This is a genomic window from Corynebacterium sp. LK28 (assembly GCF_014335105.1).
Lineage (GTDB): Bacteria > Actinomycetota > Actinomycetes > Mycobacteriales > Mycobacteriaceae > Corynebacterium > Corynebacterium macclintockiae.
The window spans coordinates 226,234-239,791 of record NZ_PDGZ01000009.1; the positions used below are offsets into that span (position 1 = coordinate 226,234).

The 13,558-nt window shown below is 63.0% G+C and carries 11 protein-coding genes and 1 tRNA gene; all 12 read right to left on the reverse strand.

Annotated elements, in window-relative coordinates:
• Positions 1–22: 22 nt before the first annotated feature.
• The 12 genes from CRD15_RS04410 to CRD15_RS04465 all read right to left on the reverse strand — a co-directional run bounded on the left by CRD15_RS04410 (position 23) and on the right by CRD15_RS04465 (position 13,428).
• The gene (locus tag CRD15_RS04410; RefSeq protein ID WP_034968740.1) at positions 23–424 is read right to left on the reverse strand and encodes a Na+/H+ antiporter subunit G; all 402 of its coding nucleotides are present in this window, start codon (positions 422–424) and stop codon (positions 23–25) included.
• Entirely contained in the window at positions 425–703 is a 279-nt protein-coding gene (locus CRD15_RS04415) for a monovalent cation/H+ antiporter complex subunit F (RefSeq protein WP_034975626.1), read from the reverse strand. It abuts the gene before it with no gap.
• Complete coding sequence (locus tag CRD15_RS04420) at positions 704–1,597, reverse strand: Na+/H+ antiporter subunit E (RefSeq protein WP_187402010.1); 894 nt, start codon at positions 1,595–1,597, stop codon at positions 704–706.
• A gap of 3 nt (positions 1,598–1,600) precedes the next feature.
• Positions 1,601–3,283 (reverse strand): monovalent cation/H+ antiporter subunit D family protein, encoded by a 1,683-nt coding sequence (locus CRD15_RS04425; protein ID WP_187402011.1) that lies wholly within the window; start codon positions 3,281–3,283, stop codon positions 1,601–1,603.
• A complete protein-coding gene (locus tag CRD15_RS04430) occupies positions 3,283–3,786 on the reverse strand; it encodes a cation:proton antiporter subunit C (protein ID WP_035002473.1) in 504 nt (167 codons plus the stop codon). The genes CRD15_RS04425 and CRD15_RS04430 overlap by 1 nt, the downstream gene beginning before the upstream one ends.
• Positions 3,783–7,004: a DUF4040 family protein gene (locus CRD15_RS04435; protein WP_370546783.1), complete on the reverse strand. Its 3,222-nt coding sequence runs from the start codon at positions 7,002–7,004 to the stop codon at positions 3,783–3,785. The genes CRD15_RS04430 and CRD15_RS04435 overlap by 4 nt, the downstream gene beginning before the upstream one ends.
• Positions 7,005–7,220: 216 nt before the next feature.
• Positions 7,221–7,991 (reverse strand): ABC transporter ATP-binding protein, encoded by a 771-nt coding sequence (locus CRD15_RS04440; protein WP_035007757.1) that lies wholly within the window; start codon positions 7,989–7,991, stop codon positions 7,221–7,223.
• An 84-nt stretch (positions 7,992–8,075) separates the two neighbouring features.
• Positions 8,076–9,203 carry an iron ABC transporter permease gene (locus CRD15_RS04445; RefSeq protein WP_034993171.1) on the reverse strand — a complete coding sequence of 376 codons (1,128 nt, stop codon included), beginning with the start codon at positions 9,201–9,203 and terminating at the stop codon, positions 8,076–8,078.
• Positions 9,200–10,357, reverse strand: coding sequence for an ABC transporter substrate-binding protein (locus tag CRD15_RS04450; protein WP_187402013.1), 1,158 nt, complete (start codon positions 10,355–10,357; stop codon positions 9,200–9,202). The genes CRD15_RS04445 and CRD15_RS04450 overlap by 4 nt, the downstream gene beginning before the upstream one ends.
• A gap of 150 nt (positions 10,358–10,507) precedes the next feature.
• A complete protein-coding gene (locus CRD15_RS04455; RefSeq protein WP_284804302.1) occupies positions 10,508–11,929 on the reverse strand; it encodes an MATE family efflux transporter in 1,422 nt (473 codons plus the stop codon).
• 369 nt (positions 11,930–12,298) lie between these two features.
• Positions 12,299–12,375, reverse strand: a tRNA-Pro gene (locus CRD15_RS04460).
• A 123-nt stretch (positions 12,376–12,498) separates the two neighbouring features.
• A complete protein-coding gene (locus tag CRD15_RS04465; RefSeq protein ID WP_187402042.1) occupies positions 12,499–13,428 on the reverse strand; it encodes a metallophosphoesterase in 930 nt (309 codons plus the stop codon).
• Positions 13,429–13,558 lie beyond the last annotated feature (130 nt).

Genomic DNA, 13,558 nt, shown 5'->3' on the forward strand with positions numbered 1-13,558 from the left:
CGTTTTGTGTGCGCGCTGGGCGCTACTTCGGCTCCTTCGCCTTCTGTCCGCCGGACAGAGGTACCGTGTGATCCCAGTGCGTTGCGTGCAGCGCACGACCCATCACGTAGGAGCCGGTGGCGCCGATCACCAGCAAAGCGGTGATGGCGACGATGGCGCGGATCAGCTCGCCCAGGATGAACCCTTCCGTCGACCAGGAATACACCAGGTTGGCGCTAATCAGCAGTGGAAGTCCCACGCCGATGGCTGGGCCCACCATGTTGACCTGACTGAGGGCGTCCGGAGCAAGATACATCGCGCGGGCAGAAACAAAGATAAAGACCGCCCCGAGAATGGCGAGCACACCTGCGGTAATCGCGCCGAGCCACCCGGGTTCGCTGAACTCGACCATGTCGCCAGCGGCGGCGAGGATTGTTGTGGACATTTAGCGCCTCCCTCGGGAAATGATGCGGGCGTAAGCGATCGTCGACAGCGCGCCGAAAAGCCCGGCGAACAGCGCGACCTCGTAGGTGATGGATGTGCGGTGGAAGATCGAATAGCACAGGAACAGCCCTGCCATCGCCATGAATACCATGTCGGAAAGTACGGCGCGGCGGGCGTCATTGTGAGTAGATACCGCGCGCCACAGCACCGTAAACAGCGCGATGACCACGATGGCGGCGGCGATGCCCACCAGGATGTTGAGTAGGTCCTTGGGCTCCATCTACTTGCCTTTCTTTCTCGGGGTTTTCTTCGCTCGCTTCTTGGCTCTATCCGGGTTTTCTCTCGGGTAGAGCGGATCGTACAAGGTCTCTCCAGGTTTGGTGCGCCCTTCCTGGTCGGGTTGGGACGCCCCCAGGTTGTCCCCGCGGAACGTATCAATATCGGGGGTTGCGTTAGAGATCCGGGCCTTGGCGCGTTCCGCGTTTCGGCGGGCGATCTCGTAGCGCTCCTTACGATCCATGTCGCGGGCGTCGTCGGGGTTCTTTTCCTCCTCGTCGGACTGGAGGATCGCGGCGACGAACGCGGCGGCGTGCGGGGTGGAATCCACCTTCTCCACATCGAAGACAGTCTCGTCCGACGCGCGTCCGCCGCGGGAGCCGCGGAAACCGCGCGGGCCGGGGCGGCCTTTCTCCACCAGGTACTGCACGTCGAAGTTTAGTGGCTTGTCCTTCACCGACGGGGCGAGGTGCTCCTCCATGTCCGCCAGGCTGGCCAGCAACTCCTCCGGGTTCGCGCCGTACATGGCGTGGACCGCTAGGAAGCGCTGCACGTGGTTCAGCCCGTGGGTATTGAACTCCGAGCGAGCCACGGCGAAGGCGTCCTTCGAACTGCGCTCGCCCGCAGCTGCGTCGTAATCGACTTCCTTTGGGCCGGTCACGCCCAGAGAGAGCGTGCCGGGGGTCATGGTGATCGAGGCGATGAAAGCCGCGATGTCCCGCTCGCTGGTTACGCGCAGCGGGTAGTAGATCACCACCGGCGCGATGTTGCGGCCGGTGCCCAGGGTATCGATCGCCATCACGACGGATTCCTTGATGATCTGCCCGGTCAGCCACACGGCGTATCCCAGCGCGTGGCCGGTGGACCTTATTGCTTGGACGACATTGAACCTCGCCATGGCTTAGTTCTCCTTCCCGTGCTGAGCCGGTTGCTCCGCGTTGTCCCGTTCGGTGCGCTCCCGGAGGGCGTCATCATTCGTCGTACTACGCGCACCAGCGGGGACGTTGTCCAATCCGCTCGGCCCGGGCGGCAGCACCGCGCCGATGGCCTGGTCTGGATCGCCGAGCACCGCTTCGACATAGGCCGTCGTATCGGTCAGGTTGTCGGCGGCTTTGTTGACCTGCTGGAAGATCGGGCCGGCGCCGATGAACATGCCGACGGAAAACAGCATCATGACTGCGGATGGCCACACGTAGCGGTGCGGGACCCGCAAGTCTGGGTCGGTCTCGTTGGAGTTCATCTGACGCCCCCAGAACACCTCGCGCCACACGTAGATCATGGAGACCAAGGCTCCGATGGAGGAGACGATGATCGCGCCGATCGCCAGCCAGGTTTTCCACGTGCCGTCTTGAGCCACACCGAATACCAGCGCGAGCTTTCCCCAGAGGCCGGAGAACGGCGGCAGGCCGACAATCGCCAGCGCGCCCGCGGCGAAGACGATGGCGACGAAACGGTCGCGGCGCATCAGGCCGGACAGCTTGCGCAGGCGACCGGAGCCGTAGGTCTCCTCGATCGCGCCGGAGGCCATGATCAGCGACCCGGCGACGATCATGTGGTGCAGCATGTAGAACAGTGCCGCGCTGAGCATCAGCCGTGCGTTGTCGCCGAGGAAAGCCAGGCCGATCAGCATAAATGGAATGCCGTTTACCATCTGGTAGGCGATCACGCTGCGCATCGTGGTTTCGCCTAGGCCGGCAAAGCCGCCGATCAACATGCCCAGCACCACGATCACCAGGATGCCCCAGGACCAGGTGGGGTCGCCCTCGAAGACGGTCAGGTATACGCGGAAGATCGCGTAAATACCGACCTTGGTGTGCAGGCCGGAGAACAGAGCCATCACGGCCGGGGAGGTCGAAGGATAGGCGCGCGGCAGCCACGTGTGGATCGGTGCCACGCCGGCCTTCACGGCCAGCGCCAACAGTACCATGCCAAGCGGAACCACCAGCTGCCACTGGTTTCCGAACACGCCCTCGGCGAACTCGGTGCCGCGCGGGCCGGCCGCGCCTGCCAGGGCTGCCAGGTTGGTGGTGCCGACGACGGCGTAGACCAGCACCACGCCGCTGAGCAGCAGCAGGGAGGTCACCAGGTTCACCACGATGAACATCCTGCCCGCGGCCAGGCGCGCCCAGGTGCCGGTCATCGCCAGCAGGCCGAACGAAGGCATGAGCATGACCTCGATGAACACGAACAGGTTAAACAGATCCGCGGTCAGCAGCGCGCCCCACACGCCGCCGATCAGCATCAGCGTGAGGGCGGGGTAGAAGCGGGCGCGCGTTTCGCCGACCACGTCGGCAAACCAGTTGGCGGCCAGCGCGACCACAGAGGTCGTGAGGATCATGATGCCCGCCAGGTTGTCCGCAGCCAGCGGGATGGAGATACCGCCGACGAACCCACCGACGTTATCCACCATCACGGTGTGAGGGTCGCTGACCTTCACCAGCACCCAGATGCTGGCGACGATGCCGAAAGCGGGCACCAGCAGGCCGAGTATGCGGCGCACGCTGCTCCACGGAGCCATTGCTGCGATGGCGGCAGCTAGCAGCGGAACAACGATGAACAGGCTAAGCAGGGAACTTCCGGGCATTATTTCTGCGCTCCCTTCTTGCTGGAGGCCTTGGCTCCGTCCTCATCGGCGGACGAGTGCACCTCGGTGTAGTCGTTCGCGCCGAGCTTGGTGGCCTTGTTTTCCTCGACCACGCCACCCTGGGCCTTGGCCTCTTCGTAGTTCTTCCACCCCATGGTCTGCAGGGTGCGCAGGCGCCGGGAGGCGGTCTCCACGTCGTCGCTGCCGACCGTGTCGTCGTCGCGGCCCAGTGCGGCCATTGCGAGCATCACGGCCGTGGAGGCCATGGAGATCACAATCGCCGTCAGCACAAACGCCTGGGGGAGCGGGTCAGCGGCCTGTTCGGGCGTGGCGCGATCCATCAGCGGATCCATGCGCCACGCGCCGATGCCCGCGGCGAGGATGAGCAGGTTCACGCCGTGGCCCAGCAGCGTGATACCCATGATGATGCGCAGCATTCCGCGCTGCATCACCAGGTACACTCCGCCCGCCACCAGGATGGCGATGATAGCTGCGATAATCACTGGTGCTCTCCCTTCTTGTCGACGCCCTCAGCCTCAGCAGACTCGGCCTCCAGTTTTTTCTTGTCGGGGGAAACCGGCGCGCGGGCCGCTTCGCGCTCTGCCCGGTGGGCTTCCTCCTCTGCCTTTGCCGCCGCGGAGACCTGGGAGGGGTTGAGCAGAATGTCGCTGCCGCCGGCAGTGATTGCCACCGGGGAGCGCCTCTTGGCGGGATCCGCCTTGGCCTCGATGGGGGTGGGGCGCTTGCCCTTCGAGTTCAGGCCCATCTTTTGCTTCGCTTCCGGGGCGCGGAACTTCGACTTCAGCGTTGCCGGATCCGTACCCGGGCGGTCGCGGCCACCCATCTGGTTGATGACGATAACCACCAGGCCGAGCACGGCCAGGTACACGCCACCGTCGAAGATCAGGGAGGTGGTCATGTGCTGCCCCAGAATCTCCCCATGGATGGGGGACAGGAACCCGTCCTTGGCGTAGCCGACCAATCCGGCGAGGAGAGCCATAACCATGCCGGACCCGACGAGGGAATAAGCCACCTGGTCGGAGAACAGCTTCTTCGCGCGGGACTGCCCCAGGTAGTACATGAAAATGCCGCAGGCCGCGATCAGTGCGGCGACGAAGCCGCCGCCGGGTGCCTGGTGCCCGCGCCAGAAAGTCGCGGCGGACAGTAGCGCCAGAATCGGGATCACCGGATACATCGTCATCCGCGAGTTAATCGAGTTCAAGTGCGTGGAACGCAGGTACTTGGAGTAGAACGGCGCCAGCTCCGGCACCTTGTGGACATCCGGGAAGCGGGTGGAGCCGGGCGCGCGGAACAGCTCCGCGGTGGACCCCGGGCCGTAACCCGGCACCGGCGAGCGGGGGATGGACTTGATCAGCGCGGCGATCACGATGCCCGCCATGCCCAGAACCGACAGCTCGCCCAAGGTATCGAATGCACGGAACTCCACCAGGATCACGGCGACCACGTTGTTGCCGCCGGAGATCTCCGGGGTGTTTTCCAGGTACCACTGCGAGATCGCGGGCTTGTCGTGGCGGCCGATGAGCAGCCACACGCCCAGGAACGTGATCAGACCGACCAGCACCGCCAGCACTGTGGCAAAGCGGGAGCGGTTCGCCCCCTCGCGGAGGTACAGGCGAGGCTGGTGGCGGATCACCAGCATCATGATGACCACCACGCAGAACTCGACCAGCAGCTGAGTTGTCGCCACATCGGGTGCGCCCAAGGTCAGCATGACCCAGGAAACGCCCACGCCGACCACACCGACCAGCACCACGGAGGCCAGTCGCGAGCGGGTGCCGATCATCACCAGCACACCCAGGCCGACAATCACAAGGCCCACCAGATCCACGATGCTGTCGATACCCTCGACCCGCGGGTTCAGGTCTGCCACGCCCTCCAGGCGCCCCGGCCCCATCAGGGAGAATCCCGCCAGCAGAATCAGCATGGCGAAGATCCACACCACGTGCCGGTTGGGGTTCACAGAATTCGCCAGGCGGCCAAACATGCGGCCGATTTTCGTCGACCGCGCGATGAACGCGGTGATGATCTCCGCGCCGGTTGCCACCCCGAGTCGCTTGCCCTCCAGCGGCTGGAGCAGAGGGCGTCGATAAATAACAACAATTACGCCCGCGACCAGCACTGCGACAGAAATACCCAACGGCACCGTCAGGCCGTGCCACAGCGCCAAGTGCGTGTGCGCGTGGCCAAGATCCGTGGCATCAACCACGTGATCAATCGTCTCGTCGAAGATACCCATGAAAGCGACAACCGGCAGCGACAGCACGCCAGGCAGAACCGCGGGCAGCCACAGGCTCACCGGCGCCTCCTTGACGTGCGACATATCCTTCGGGCCGTCGATAAACGCGCCGAATACATAGCGGGCGGAGTACACGAACGTCGCCAGCGCGCCGATACCCGCCGCGACCAGCAGGGTAACTACGCCGGCGTTGCTAAACGGCGCCTCTTCGAACGCGGTGAGCATGCCTTCCTTCGACACGAAGCCGAAGGTCGGGGGAATCGCAGCCATTGACGCCGCCGCGATCACAGCGGAAACAAAAGTAAAAGGCATCTGGCGCCACAGCGGGCCGAGGCGACGAATGTCTCGCGACCCGGCTTGGTGGTCAACCACGCCCGCGATCATGAACAGGGAGGACTTGAACAGCGCGTGGGCAGCCGTGTGGACCAGCGCAGCACTGATGGCGAAGGGAGTGCCCACGCCGATGGTGGCGACGATCCAACCCAGCTGGGAGACCGTGGAATACGCTGTGAGCTTCTTCAAGTCCGTCTTCTGTACGGCGAACACGGCGGCCATGATGGCGGTCGTCATGCCGATGACAATCAACAGCGTGTGCCAGGCCATCACGCCCTCAAACAGGCCGGAGAAGCGAAGCAGCAGGTAAACACCCGCCTTGACCACAGCGGCGGCGTGCAGGAAGGCGGAGACCGGAGTGTCCGCGGCCATTGCCTCCGGCAGCCAGAAGTGAAAGGGAATCTGTGCGGCCTTGGAGAACGCCGCCAGGGCGATGAGGACGGCAACGATAGCCAGGCGGACATCCTGCCCCTCCCAGGCGGGGGAGTGCAGCATGGCCGTGAGGTTCGTCGTGCTCGTGGTGATCACGCCAATACCCAGGGCGGCCAGCAGGAACAGGCCGCCGACGAAGGTGAGGAGGAGGGTGCGGATCGAGCCGGCCTCGCCGCCCGAGCCCGAGCGGGCGATGAGGAAGAACGAGGCCAGGGAGACTAGCTCCCAGCCGATGAACAGCAGGGCCACGTCGTCGGCCAGGACCAGCAGGAGGACTGCGAGCATGAAGGAGGTCATGAGTACGTAGAAGCTCATGATCTTGTCGCCCTTGTGCAGGTAGGCGGCGGAGTAGATGAAAACAACCGCGCCGATGAGCAGCGCCAGGAGGGTGAAGTACAGCCCCAGGGAATCCATCTTCAGGGCCAGGTCGAGGGCGCCTGAGTTTGCGTTGCCCGCACCGCCCGCGCCCGCTGTGCCCGCTGTGCCGCCCGCGCCCGTGAGGAAGCCTTGGATCCAAGTCACGGACCACGTGGCAGTCTTGCCGTTGAGTATCGGATCCGCATGCTTGATCACATAACCTGCGAGCCCGAGGAAGGCCAGGCCTAGGGGCCAGCCGGCGTTTCGATCGAGCGTTTTGACCAGCAAGGGGACGAGGATGAGCGCCACCGCTATGGTGACGGGGATGGCCAGCACTGCCACGTGTCTAAAACACCCTAACCAATGAGTTCGACGACGATATCTTAGGCAAACGCACAATCGCCTTCAACGTCCCGAACTGCGGAGCCGATCGATCGCTCCTAGTGTCTCCAAGATGCGCGGGAGGGTGACCTCGGAGGGCTAGAAAAAATTGGGCGGTCCGTCACGTCGGAACATGAACGGAAATATTTATGCGACTCGCCAAAGTTTAGCAGACCCTCATATTGCCCTTGACGTGGTGATCGCTACATTTCCATCGCCGGTGGGCGTAATCGTTCCATCGACTCGGTAGACCTCGCGCAACATTTCTTCGGTGAGCACATCTTCCACGGCTCCATGCGCGTAAACGGTGCCGTTGTGGAGCACTGCGATGCGATCGGCGAAGCGTGCCGCGTGCGAGAGGTCGTGCATCGTGACCACCACTGCCGCGGGTGCTTCAACGGCGTAGGTGCAAATGTGCTCCATGAGGGTCAGTTGATTGCGCAGGTCGAGGGCGCTGGTTGGCTCGTCCAACAGAAGAGCTCGGGGACGGCGCACGATCGCCTGTGCGAAGCTCACCAGCTGGCGCTGGCCGCCGGAGAGCTGGGACATCGTGCGAGACTCGAATTCTTTCAGACCCAGTCGTGTGAGTACCGCGCTGACTCTATCCTGGGTGGATGTGGCCACGCGCAGCCCACTGAATCCCGTGCGTGAGTGCTGGAGCGCCAGTAGCACCGATTCAAACACTGTAAGGGTGCTTTCCGGCGGGGGATCCTGTGGCAAATACACCGCGTCGGGTCCGGTGACACTGCCGCTGAATCGGCACAGCTGAGCCATGCAGCGCAGCAGGGTGGATTTACCAGCGCCATTGGGGCCTACAAGTGCGGTGACGGTTCCGGCGTCGATCCCCGGAAGAGACACGCCATTCAGGATCTGCGCTGCTCCGTGGGAAAAACTGAGGTCGGTGACCTGCAGCGCGGTGGCTGACGGAACCGTGGCGGGCTGTTCCACGAGGTTGTCCTTTCTGGGGTGAGGGAGGGGGCTGGAGCGAGGGTGGGGCTGGAGTGAGAAGAAGTGAGGCGCGGCGACGGAGTTTTAGGTGGGAGAGGAGACGGTTCGGGGCCGGCGGCGCAGAACGATGAGGACGACGAATGCTGGCACGCCCACAATCGCCGTGATGATGCCGACGGGCAGGATCGCGCCGGGCTGGATCAGCTTGGAGACCACGGAGGCTGAGGTAAGCAAGAGCGCCCCGGAGAAGATGGATGTAGTGAGGAAAAAGCGCTGATCCTCGCCGACGAGCATCCTGGCGATGTGCGGGCCGACGAGGCCGATAAAGCCAATCGTCCCGGCCATCGAAACGGCAGTCGCAGCCATGAGGGAGACGCCCACCAGTGTGAGCGTGCGCAGCCTGTTGACGTTGATTCCCATGGACCTGGCGCGGTCGTCTCCCATTCGAAACGCCGTCAGTGTCCACGCGTTGCGGTAGAAGAATGCAATGACGATCAGCGAGACGAGTGCAAGGAGGCCGATCTGGGGCCACTTGGCGCGCGTGAGACTGCCCATCGTCCAGAACACCACCTGCTCTAGCTGGGTCTGCGAGGCGAGGTACTGCATCAGTGCCAGGAGAGCGTCGAAAAGGAACACGATTGCAATGCCTAGCAAGATCATTCCCTCCGTGCCGGCGCTCTTTGACCGGGAGAAGAGGACAATCACCGCGCAGGCCGCGATGCCGAACACCCACGCGCTGCCGGCCATTCCCAGCGTTGCACCAATTCCTGCCGCGGTGAATCCGGAGACGGTGGCGAAGGCGGCGCCGAAGCTGGAGGCAGCGGAAATGCCCAGTGTATAGGGCTCTGCGAGGGGGTTGCCCAGGATGGTTTGCATCTCTGCACCAGCGGCAGCGAGGGCAGCGCCGATGAGGACTGCCGTGATGGTCATTGGCAGGCGAATATCAAAGATGATCTGTCGGTCAACAGGGCGGGAATCGCTGGGGTGAAATAGCACATATATCGCCTCATTAGCAGGCATACTGCTGCCGATGAGGAAATCTGTGGCGGTGACTGCACATAGCAGAGCCGCGAGCCCGGCGATGATTGCCACCTTGCGCCTGCTGGCTGCTCGGTACCAGCTCACGCCGGGACGTTGACGTCGCGGGATGCTGTCTTTGTGATCCTTCCCGTTTACGGCAGGGATTGACCGTGTCGGGGCGACGTGGCTCATGGCAAACCAGTCCAGAAGGTGCCGCTCGCCTCCACGGGGAGGAATTTTTCGTGCAGTTCCTTCATGTCAGCCTGCGGGTCAATGTCGGCAAACAGGTCGGGGTGCATGGCCTTGGCGAACCACTCGATGGCCAGGTAGTTGTACGGAGAGTCGTAGAAGTGATGCCACGCGGCGTAGGCTCGCTTGTCCTTGACGGCTCGCATTTCCTTGAGGACAGGTTGCCCGTTAACGACGCGCTGAAAATCCTGGGCTGCCTGATCGGCGGACTCGTCGTAGCCGAGGGGGATAAAGCCAGTCCTTTTTGGCTGCTGCTTGGCATTAGTCCAGTCAGCGCCGGTGGCGATGATGACGTCCGGGTCTTTTCCAGCCAGCGCTTCGGGGGAGACTTGGCCTTGCTTACCTTCGATCATGTCGTCTCCCAGGTTCTTGCCACCCGCTGCGGTGACCAATTGAGCCAGGTTGGACTTGGCGAAAGTGGAGCAGCAGTCGAAGTAGCCGGGAGCCCGCCAGAGGAAGGTCGGGGTGGGAGTGGCCTTGGCTTTTTCCAACCGGTCGTGAACCATGTCCACCTTGGATTCGTAGAATCGGGCGTACTTCTCCGCCTCCTTTTCGTGCCCGAGCACTTTGCCGAGCAATCGCACGCTCGGTGCGGTGTTTTTCACCGGGTCGGTGAAGTAGTCGACGGTGACGGTGGGGATTCCGGCCTTTTCAAGGCCGTCGACGATGCCAGCGTCTTGGGCTGCCTCAAAACTGTTCGCAGAGACAATGAAGACATCTGGGCGGGACTCCAGGGCCTGTTCGACGGACATCGAGCCGTCGTAAACCTCGCCGGTCTGCTTGATATCCCCGATCTTCGAGAATTTCTGTTGGTACTTTTTGTACGTGCCGGGATCGTTCTGCTGCAGGTCATCGGGCCAGGCGACGACGCCCTGGAGCGGGTTTTCCTTGTTGAGGATAGCGGTGGTGTAGAGCATTCTCTGCCCGCCCATGAGGATCCGCTCGACCTTCTTCGGAACCTCAACATTGCGCCCGAGGATGTCGGTGATCTGCTGTTTTTCTCCGCTGATTGCGGAGTGTGGTCCGTCGCTGGCGCTGCAGGCGGCGGTCATGAAGAGGCCGGCGGCGGCGACGGCCGAGACAACTGCGCGAGCCATGCGAAGATGAGGGCGCATGGGGGTTCGGGGGCTGCGAGCCCTAAGTGTCGTGAGGGACAACTATGTTCCTTTCTTTTGGTTGGCTTACTTAGGTTAGCCACACCTTAGAGCAATGGCAATGCTTGGAGGTAAAAGCTGTCTTACGCCCCATTAGGAAATTGAAGCGAGGCGTCGAGAATAGGTCCGCAATAGCAGCACGGCAGTGGTTGCGAAGCCCGCGATCAGTCCCCACCACACGCCGTAGCCCTCCCACCTCAGGAGCTTGCCCATCACCAGAATTCCGGGTACGCCGACTAGCCAATATCCAATGAGAGTGCAGCGCAGCCCAGAAGTGGTGTCCTTGAGACCCCTCAACAAGCCCACTGTCACGTTCTGAATCCCCTTAGAGAACTGCTGAAGCACGGCGAGGCACAGAAGCAGGACGGCGATATGAAAGGTGGTGGCGTCTGCACTTCCCAGGAACGGGCGCAGTATCCAGCGACCCAGCAGAAGCCACAGTGCGCCCATAACCCCCAGGTACACGACCACGACGAGTAGTACGCGCCGGGTTACCGCGCGCACCGCGTTGGCACCTTCGGCTCGTGCCCTCGTGATGAGCACCGACCCGCCGTGGGAGAAGCCGATGCAAACCTGGTAGACGATGTACGCCAGCTGGTTGACAACGTTATGCGCTGCCAACATCTGTGGGCTGAGGGTTCCCATCACCAACCCGGCGATTGTCGTAATCGCTGCCTCCGAGCCATAGGTCAGGCTAACTGGTACTCCGAGGCGCACGAGGTGGCGTATAGTCTCCCCGTCGCCGGCGCGGGGCAGGACCTGAAAGTAGGGTTGCAGCTCGGGTATACGCAGCACGGCCATGTGGAAGGCTAGCAACGTGAATAGTTGGACGGTGGTCGTGGATAGCCCGATGCCCGCCACCTTCCATGTGTCCGACGTTGCCCAAGCCATAAACGACCAGTTCAGGGCGATGTTGACGAAGATTGATACCAGCGTGATGGCAAGCAGGGAGCCAGGCTTGCGCATGCCCACCGCGAACTGGCGCAAGACGTTGAGCCACAACATGGGGATGAGTCCCGGCGCCAATGTGAGGGTCATGGCGAAGGTGAGATGGGCGACCTGCTCGTCGATAGGCAGAGCAAGAACCAGTGCGCCGAAGGTGATGACCAGTAGCGCGCCGAGGACCGCAGTGCCTGTGCCCACGGCGAAGGAGGATCGCACGGCTCGCCGGATCCGCTCCGCGCCTTCCTCCGAGGGCTGACCAGAGGCTTCTTCCCGTTCCATCTCTGCCGCAGCCTCGGCCACGAGATTTGAGCTGGCCGTCACCATGCCCACGCACATCGTGCGGATCTGGTTGTATAGCTGCATGGCCAAGCCACCGCCAGCGATCGCCAGCACCCCCACGGATTGCAGCATCAGAACGTCCGTGGTGGTCAGCGCCACCCCGGCGAGCTGCACTCCGGCGATGGGAAGAGAAATTCCAAGGACTTCGCGGTACTTCTGAATGGAGTTCAACCCCGCAGCCACCCTCATCTCCGCACCGCGCTGCATCGTGGCGCCTGGCAGTCGGCGCACAAGGAGTGCGAATCGCGGTAGGCGCGCAGCAAGCCGGAACCGGTCGCTTTCTTCCCGCCCAGGAGATGCGGGGCATTACGGGTGAGGACACGTAGCGATGGGCCGGAATTGGCTAGGTGTTCCATGGTTGCGCTTGTTGAGCCTTGTCTCGTGAGGGGAAGTTTCTAATTGTCCCGGGCTGCCTGCGATGCAATCCCGGTGGCCACAGTGGTAGTGAGCCTTGCGGAAACAAATTTTTGGAAAGGTTAGGTAAGGCTAGGCTACTAACGCGGGGGCTATTAACTTCTTACACGGTGGGCAATAGGGAGCGCAAGGATGCGAAAAATCCCCAGCCTGTGACCCGTGTGGGCCACTGACTGGGGCAAAATCTGGTCGGGATAACAGGATTTGAACCTGCGACCCCCTCGTCCCGAACGAGGTGCGCTACCAAGCTGCGCCATATCCCGGTCTGGAGCGGCACGCTAGTTTTGCAAACTGTGCAAAGCCAACGGCTGCAACTCGAATTACTATAGCCCGCACGAGGTGTATTTTTCAAAATGGCAGCGTATCGCACCTTTTCGGCTACCCAGCTACTCCGCCGGCTTCTCCACGATGTGGATCAACGTCGCCGACGGGCGGCAGAAAACGCGGAAGGGCACGTACTTAGAGCTGCCCAACCCGTTGGTCACGTGCAGCCACATGCGCTCGGTCCAGCGGGAAAGCCCGCGCACCCGACTCCTGTCGATGCCGCAATTCGTCACAATGGCGCGCCCACCCGGCAGGCATAGCTGCCCGCCGTGCGTGTGACCGCTCAGCACCAGCTGGTATCCATCGGCGGCAAAGCTATCCAGAACGCGCGGTTCCGGGGAGTGGCTTAGCCCGATGGCCAGGTTGGCGTCATTATTAGGGCGACCAGCGATCCGCGAGTAATCGTCCAGATCGTGGTGAGGGTCGTCCACGCCCGCGATGGCCAGCTTGATCTTGGCCGGGCTGGCGAGGGAACCCGTGGCGGCGGGGTCGATGGCGAACTCGACGGTGGCGTTCGAGGCATCACGCCAGCCCCGTTCGATGAAGGCCGCGCGCATGCCCTTCCATGGCAGCTCCTCCTTGGAGGGCTTGCGCTTCTTTCCGAGCAGGTAGATGAACGGATTCACCGGCCGCGGCGCGAAGTAGTCGTTGCTGCCGAAGACGAATACGCCGGGGCGCTCCAGCAGTGGCCCGAGCGCGCGCAGTACCCCCGGCACGCCTTCCTTCTCGCCGAGGTTGTCGCCCGTGTTGACCACCAGGTCCGGGTCCAGGCGATCCAGCGCAGCGACCCACTCCTGCTTTTGTCGCTGGCTGTCCAGCATGTGCAGGTCGCTGACGTGCAGCACCCGGAAGCTGTCCCAATCGTCGGGTAGCGTGCCGGGTTCTAGCAGTGGCACCGTTACCTCGTGTAGCTGGAACTTGAGGGTTTCTCTATATGACGCCGCAGCGACCGCGGCGCCGGCCGCCCCAATTCCGAGCGCGCATTTCAGCACGTTGGCGGGGGTGAGCAGGCGTGTGCGGGACTGGGGTTGGGAGGTTCGGCGTTGATTCTTCACGCCCCCAGCGTATCGCTTCCTGCGCCGGCGGGAAGTGTGCGCCGGGTGGCGCCGGCTGGGTGGCGCC

Bases quoted from the DNA above. Each gene is read 5' to 3' on its own strand.
- CRD15_RS04450 (WP_187402013.1), bottom strand. From the start codon at position 10,357: ATGGCTCGCGCAGTTGTCTCGGCCGTCGCCGCCGCCGGCCTCTTCATG.
- CRD15_RS04445 (WP_034993171.1), bottom strand. From the start codon at position 9,203: ATGAGCCACGTCGCCCCGACACGGTCAATCCCTGCCGTAAACGGGAAG.
- CRD15_RS04410 (WP_034968740.1), bottom strand. From the start codon at position 424: ATGTCCACAACAATCCTCGCCGCCGCTGGCGACATGGTCGAGTTCAGC.
- CRD15_RS04420 (WP_187402010.1), bottom strand. From the start codon at position 1,597: ATGGCGAGGTTCAATGTCGTCCAAGCAATAAGGTCCACCGGCCACGCG.
- CRD15_RS04425 (WP_187402011.1), bottom strand. From the start codon at position 3,283: ATGCCCGGAAGTTCCCTGCTTAGCCTGTTCATCGTTGTTCCGCTGCTA.
- CRD15_RS04415 (WP_034975626.1), bottom strand. From the start codon at position 703: ATGGAGCCCAAGGACCTACTCAACATCCTGGTGGGCATCGCCGCCGCC.